At 57.0% G+C, this 4,861-nt stretch carries 6 protein-coding genes; 5 read left to right on the forward strand and 1 reads right to left on the reverse strand.

Going from position 1 to position 4,861, the window contains the following annotated elements:
• Both TX83_RS01205 and TX83_RS01210 read left to right on the forward strand, forming a co-directional pair.
• Positions 1 to 871, forward strand: an 871-nt coding sequence (locus tag TX83_RS01205) for a recombinase family protein (RefSeq protein WP_222423698.1), incomplete at its 5' end; no start/stop codon positions are given.
• Entirely contained in the window at positions 868 to 1,314 is a 447-nt protein-coding gene (locus TX83_RS01210) for a hypothetical protein (protein WP_064746097.1), read from the forward strand. The genes TX83_RS01205 and TX83_RS01210, both read left to right, overlap by 4 nt.
• On the opposite strand, the gene TX83_RS01215 is transcribed toward TX83_RS01210, so the two are convergent.
• Positions 1,301 to 2,437: a protein NO VEIN domain-containing protein gene (locus tag TX83_RS01215; RefSeq protein WP_079247972.1), complete on the reverse strand. Its 1,137-nt coding sequence runs from the start codon at positions 2,435 to 2,437 to the stop codon at positions 1,301 to 1,303. The two genes, TX83_RS01210 and TX83_RS01215, sit on opposite strands and share 14 nt — an antisense overlap.
• Before the next feature lie 98 nt (positions 2,438 to 2,535).
• On the opposite strand from TX83_RS01215, the gene TX83_RS24135 reads away from it, so the two are divergent.
• Genes TX83_RS24135 through TX83_RS01230 form a run of 3 tightly spaced genes read left to right on the forward strand, consistent with a single transcriptional unit; the run spans position 2,536 to position 4,748 of the window.
• Entirely contained in the window at positions 2,536 to 2,745 is a 210-nt protein-coding gene (locus TX83_RS24135; protein ID WP_075574926.1) for a ribbon-helix-helix protein, CopG family, read from the forward strand.
• Between the two features lie 5 nt (positions 2,746 to 2,750).
• A complete protein-coding gene (locus TX83_RS01225) occupies positions 2,751 to 4,259 on the forward strand; it encodes a DNA cytosine methyltransferase (protein WP_075574927.1) in 1,509 nt (502 codons plus the stop codon).
• A 21-nt stretch (positions 4,260 to 4,280) separates the two neighbouring features.
• Positions 4,281 to 4,748 carry a very short patch repair endonuclease gene (locus TX83_RS01230; protein WP_075574928.1) on the forward strand — a complete coding sequence of 156 codons (468 nt, stop codon included), beginning with the start codon at positions 4,281 to 4,283 and terminating at the stop codon, positions 4,746 to 4,748.
• The last annotated feature ends 113 nt before the right edge of the window (positions 4,749 to 4,861 follow it).

A 4,861-nucleotide genomic window follows, 5' to 3' on the forward strand; every position in this document is an offset into this window, starting at 1 on the left:
GAGCAAGAAGAAGGGGCTATGGATGCACGGGGTTCCGCCGCTGGGATACGATCTTAAGAACCGGCGGCTGGCGGTCAATCAGGCCGAGGCCGTGCTGGTCAGCTACGTATTTGAACACTTCGCCGAACATGGCTCTGCTGTGACCTTGCTGCGCGAGCTGCGAGCGCGTGGCGCAACCTCGAAGGTCTGGACCACCCGTTCGGGTAGGCAGATCACCGGCAAGCCGATCGACAAGTCGCTCTTGTACAAGATGCTGGCGAACCGGACTTACCTTGGCGAGTTACGGCACCATGATCAGTGGTTTCCTAACGCCCACCCTGCCATCGTGACCGCCGACTTGTGGGAGCGGGCGCAAGCCCGGCTGTCGGCGCCAGTCCCGGCGCGTATGCGGCTCGAGTCCGGTAAGGTGGCCTTCCCCCTGCGAGGCCTGCTGGTCGCCCCAGACGGCCGGGCGTTGACGCCGTGGCATACGACCAAGAAGAACGGCCGTACCTACCGCTACTATCTCAGCACCCGCGCATTGCACGAGGGCGCCAAAGGCAAGGACGCGCTCCGCTTTCCCGCCGCCGAACTAGAGGCCGCCGTCGTCCAGCAGCTGCGCCACGTGCTGAAGATGCCGGCGCTGCTGGGCGACCTGATCAAGGCCGAAATAGCGCGGAACCCAAGGCTGGACGAGGCTAAAGTCACGGTTGCGATGACGCAGGTCGACAAGCTGTGGGACCTGCTGGGGCCAGCCGAGCAAGCTCGGCTGCTGCGCCAGTTGGTCAACAAGGTCACGGTCGGGAACGAGTCGCTGGAGGTGCATTTTCGAGCTGGCGGCCTCCGGGCGACCGTTGATGAGATGCAGTTATCGGCCGAGGAGGCGGCATGAGCCGACCGAACTTGGAGATCACCGGTCAGGCCCAGTGCCTGGAGATCAGCGACGGCAGCATGATCGTCGTCGCCCCCATCCGGCTAAAGCGCCGGAACGGCCGGCGCCTCGTGCAGATCCAGGCAGCGCCAGAGAATAGTCGCCCCTGGGACAAGCAGAAGACGCCGTTGCAGGTCGCGCTGATGCGGGCGCACCGCTGGCTGGCGATGCTGGAGGAGGGGGAGGCCGCGAGCTTGAGCGACATCGCCCGCCGAGAGGGAGCGGACGTCAGCTACGTCGCGCGAGTGCTGAACCTGACGACGCTGGCGCCAGAGATCGTCGAAGCGATCCTCGACGACGCAATGCCGGATGCCACCTTCCTTAGCGACATAGCCATCAACCCGTCTTTGGACTGGCGCCAACAATTGATTGTCCTCCCAATCGCATTCGCTAGTCAGCCCTAGCCGCTTCGACATCGTTCTCGACAGGAAACTCAAGACTTATTTCTTCCTTCGAGAAGGGAAGCATGTCCGGTCGAATAGAAATTGCATCGACCCCTACCCCAGTGGGTAGCGCTTCTAGTGCTTGCAAGATGGCCTCAAATGCAGCTCCGCAATCTCTCGCTATCCGAAACTTAGCAGCGCCATCTGTAACGTTATATATCCGAACAACGTCATACGGCACTCCGCCGTGGGCAGCGTGATAGAGTTCGCCAAAAGAGATGTGAATAGATGTGCCGAAATTTCCCGAGGTGCTCTTAACCTCAACAAGCCGCGTGCCAGCTCCGCTTACCCTCATGCGAAAATCAAATGGTGAGATTGCGTTGATGCTGGAGGTCCACTCAAACCCTTCGAGCTCGCCCGCTTCCACTTGACGCTCGTAATAGTCATTCAATAGTCTTTCACCCGTCACGCCATTTTGTTCCGCACTTTGACGATAACGGAGAAAGTCTTCCGGACTGATTCCTCGGCCCGCACGGCGCTTATTGATTTTTTCTATTCCGGCGGCACCGCCCAAGACCGCTTCCTCGACGGTTTCGCCCTCGACCCAGTCATATAGAGGGTGACTCTCTGGAGTCGCGCAAGCTTCAAGAATCTCCGAGACAACAGAGGTCTTAATAAGCCACATTGAGCCCGCTGGAAATTTTCGATCCAGTTCCGCATGTATTATTTCATCGGATGAGTGTCCTTTAGCGACTAGCACCACGCTTGCCGAATCAGGGACCTGATCCCCCGAGAACTCGATAAACGCAAAATCTCCAGGCGCGAGGACGTTAAATCGCTCGGGGCTTTCCTCCGGGTTGTCAATCAACTCGCCATTCAGGCGCCAATTCTTCTCCTGCTTAAGAATCTTTCTTTGGAGATTAATTGCTGGGGACAGTCCTGGACCAAAAAGATGCAAATTGAGCGGATATCGCGGAAACGGCACATTCGATATCGTCTTCAATACAGGATACAAACCGTCCACCAAGATTCTGGCGTCCAGATTAAACGCTTTCTGCTTCCCAGCAGGGCGATTTTTGAAATGCCATTTAAACAGCGTCAAATCGGAAGCTGTAAGTCGCTTCAGCGCGAGTTTCCGGGTCATCAGGATGTCCTTCTTGGGCCAGCCTAGGCCGAGCTATTGAGGTGCAATGATATGCATTTTGATGTATGGTTGCACCATCGTCCTTCAGGCAATGAGCGATGGCCCGCCCCCCAATCGCGCCAGATCGCAAGACAGTCAGAACCTCTGTTCTTCTGCCGGAGGAAATGCACTACCGCTTGTCTGCACTTGCGGGAACTAACGGCGTATCAGCTGCCTGGGTGGTCCGAATTGCCGTCCAGCGCTTCCTCGAGGAGCACCAAGGTCAGCTCGAACTCCCGCTCCGGCTATCCGACTCCGCCAGGAAATGATTTAGATGAAGAACCCTTCCCTTCAGAAAAAGCTGGACCGTCTTCTCGCAGGCGGCCGGCCTCGAGTGCTGGATCTGTTCGCAGGATGTGGTGGAATTTCTTTGGGCTTTGAAGCTGCTGGCTTTGAGATTCACGGCGCCGTGGAATTTGATCCTGACGCAGCTCGATCTCACGGTCTGAATTTCCATGGCAATGACCCAGCCCATTGCTCGGCGATCGACATAACACAGACGAGCCCCGCCGCCTTGTGCGCCCGACTCGGCTTGGGTCGCGTAGAGGATGCATTTGATGTCGTGGTAGGCGGGCCTCCATGTCAAGCCTTTGCGCGCGTAGGCAGATCGAAGCTCAGGGAAATCGAAGAGCACCCTGAGGCATTCATCCATGATCCCAGAGCTCAGCTCTATAAGAAGTATCTGGAATACGTCGATGCCTTCCAGCCGCTAGCGGTGATGATGGAAAACGTTCCGGATATTTTAAATCACGGTGGTCAGAACATCGCCGAGGAAACATGCGAGGTCTTGGCCGCCAAGGGTTACGTGTGCGGATACACGTTACTCAATGCTGCTTTCTATGGCGTACCCCAGATGCGAGAACGTATGTTCTTGCTTGCGTACCGCCGTGAAATTACGGATCACGTCACTTTTCCGGACCCTACCCACTGGCTTGTGCTACCGCCCGGATATGAAGGTTCACGTGCGGTTGCCCTGAAGACATTGAATAATCTGTTCGGAGAAGCTCATTGCTACATTGAGCCGCCGCCCGCTTCCCGAGACTTGCCGCCTGCTGTTACAGCAGAGGATGCTCTCGGAGATCTGGCCCCAATCTATGCACGTGATCTGCTGGCTAGAGGCGAGCTCAAGAAAGGCGCAAGACGGTTCGATACACCTGTGAAGTACAGCAGGAAGAAGCCCTCCGTATTCGCAACGCAGATGAGAACTTGGCCAGGGCACGAGGCGCCCGGGGATGGGGTCCGGGATCACGTCATCCGCTATCTGCCTCGCGATTACGAGCTATTTTCACGCCTCAACGCCGGCGATCAGTATCCGCAGGCTTACGCCCACGCGGTGGCCATGTTCCAAGAACGCTTGAAGGCTGAGCGAACCCAAGGCAACAAAATTTCCGAAGGCTCCGTCAGGTACAAGGCGCTTTGGGATTCGATTGTCCCACCTTATGACGCAACCAAGTTTCCAAATAAGTGGCGCAAGATGTGGCGGGATCAGCCGGCAAGGACGCTCATGGCTCATCTTGGCAAAGATGGCTACAGTCACATTCACTATGACAGCCAACAAGCGCGCACTATCTCTGTTCGTGAAGCCGCACGCTTGCAGTCTTTCCCGGATGGATTTCAGTTCAGCGGTACAATGAACCCGGCATTCAAACAGATCGGGAATGCAGTTCCGCCATTGCTAGCTAGAGCGCTAGGCAATGCAATGCTCGCCACCCTGCGCTCAGGTATCGCGGCGTCAAAAGCAAAGCAAAAGGAAGCTAAACCCCGCCTCGCAGCGGCTGTCTAAAGATCATTCACGGCGCTTCTTATGGATGTTCTAACTCCTGAGCAGCGCCGCTTGAACATGAGTCGTATCCGCAGCCGGAATACCACTCCCGAGCTAATGCTTAGAAGGGGTCTTCATGCTGACGGATTTCGCTACAAGCTACATGCTCGAGATCTCCCTGGCAGTCCGGACCTAGTGTTCCCCCGGTATCGCGCTGTGATTTTCGTACACGGATGTTTTTGGCACGGCCACGATTGCCCGAGATTTAAGGCGCCGTCTACCCGCCGAGAGTTCTGGTTCAAGAAGATTGGTGGCAATCAACTTCGCGATAAACGGACACAGCAAGCACTCCTGGAGCGCGGCTGGCGCGTTGCTGTTGTATGGGAGTGCGCCTTGAAGGGCACTGGTCGACGGCCGACGACAGATGTCGTTCGCTGGTGTCGAAATTTCTTAACAGGCAGCACTCCGGTCGCGGAAACTGGGTTTAGGCCCGCAGGCGCTCGTCAATGAAAGTTGGACTTACGCGAGATGGGCGCGCCAATTTCCGGCGGGGGAACTCTCTCCGCACGCCGCACGCCCCTCCGAAAGCCCCAGTACTGGCGGGCTTCAGCGAGGGGCGTTTG

It is taken from the genome of Lysobacter antibioticus HS124, from assembly GCF_000336385.2.
Taxonomy (GTDB): domain Bacteria; phylum Pseudomonadota; class Gammaproteobacteria; order Xanthomonadales; family Xanthomonadaceae; genus Lysobacter; species Lysobacter firmicutimachus.

Coding starts and splice junctions, on each gene's coding strand:
- TX83_RS01210 (WP_064746097.1), top strand. CDS start 868: ATGAGCCGACCGAACTTGGAGATCACCGGTCAGGCCCAGTGCCTGGAG.
- TX83_RS01215 (WP_079247972.1), bottom strand. CDS start 2,437: ATGACCCGGAAACTCGCGCTGAAGCGACTTACAGCTTCCGATTTGACG.
- TX83_RS24135 (WP_075574926.1), top strand. CDS start 2,536: ATGGCCCGCCCCCCAATCGCGCCAGATCGCAAGACAGTCAGAACCTCT.
- TX83_RS01225 (WP_075574927.1), top strand. CDS start 2,751: ATGAAGAACCCTTCCCTTCAGAAAAAGCTGGACCGTCTTCTCGCAGGC.
- TX83_RS01230 (WP_075574928.1), top strand. CDS start 4,281: ATGGATGTTCTAACTCCTGAGCAGCGCCGCTTGAACATGAGTCGTATC.